This is a genomic window from Streptomyces sp. NPDC127092, assembly GCF_042722475.1.
GTDB lineage: Bacteria > Actinomycetota > Actinomycetes > Streptomycetales > Streptomycetaceae > Streptomyces.
The window spans coordinates 2,005-3,119 of the sequence record NZ_JBHXFE010000106.1 but is presented as its reverse complement, the minus strand read 5'-3'; the positions used below and the strand labels follow the sequence as shown (position 1 = coordinate 3,119).

At 69.2% G+C, this 1,115-nt stretch carries 1 protein-coding gene; it reads right to left on the bottom strand.

Going from position 1 to position 1,115, the window contains the following annotated elements; translation table 11 throughout:
* Positions 1-101: 101 nt before the first annotated feature.
* On the bottom strand, positions 102-953 hold the full coding sequence (locus tag ACFWJO_RS37470) for a GIY-YIG nuclease family protein (protein WP_145015868.1): 852 nt from the start codon (positions 951-953) through the stop codon (positions 102-104).
* Positions 954-1,115 lie beyond the last annotated feature (162 nt).

The following is a 1,115-nucleotide window of genomic DNA, read 5'->3' as shown; positions in this document are numbered from 1 at the left end:
CTGGATGGCGCACTTGCCCTCCTCCCCGAGGCTCGGCGCGGGCAATCCATCCCCCCTCCCGTCTGCCCTTCGCTCTCTCCCCCCCGGAGAACGACGTCCGTTCAGTTCCGGTTCAGCCCGAACCGGCGCGTCATCAGAGCGTCCTTGTAGTGCTTCTCCGCGGCGTCGATCTGGGCCTGCGGAGTATTGGAGCCGAACACGCGCAACAAGCTGAACATGTACCGCTCCGGCTGGTCGGGGTCGAGCTCCAGGGCATCCCGGAGGGCGACGTTTCCGCCATGCCCGTCACGGGCGTAGGCCTCCCACCGTCCGAGCACACCACGCTCACCGTCGGCCTTGCCGACGTAGCACTGGCCCGCGGTCTCGTCGGCGATCAGGTAGATCCCGCGTACGGCCTCCAGGGCGGTGCGCCAGCCGGCATAGCGGGTCTCGGTCACCATTGACTGCAGGTCCCCGTAGCTGAGCAGCACGTGGTCGAAGCCGGGGAACGCCTCGGTGGTGGGGTCGGCGATCTCCAGGACGGGGAACCGCGCCGCCAGGGGGCCGCGCTTGGCCCAGTTCACGGGGTCTGCGGACCACTCCACCACCAGGCGCTCCTCGAGGGAGGCCAGCAGCGGCACCGGCGCAACGTCGTAGTACCGGTACCGCTCCGTGCGCTCAGCCACGGCTTCCCCGCGGTTCTCGTACACGGCGGTGAGGCGAGAACGACGCCCGCCCTCCCCCATGAAGATGAGCCAGTGGCGGGCAGGCTCCTTCGGGAACTTCCCCACGTGGTGCTGCTCCCGCGTGTAGGCGAGCACGCGCTCCGGCGTGGCTGCCGCCCGCGATGGCAGCCCCGACTCCTTGTAGGTGTGGCGGATGGCCAGGACGTCGTGCGGGTCGAGGCCTGCGGCGGCGAGGACGGCCCCAAGGGTCAGGACGAACGGCTCGGGGACGGGCTGGGTGGACTCCATGGGACCCCATTCTGCCGAGGACTCCTGATCATCCTTCCGCTGCGATGCGCCCTCAGCCACAATCACCGTGACGCCTTCTATTGGAAGAGGAAGCCATGACCGCACCCCAGCTGCACCCGCCCCGCACGGTTGCCTCGGATCAAACGGAGCGCGCCGTTGACC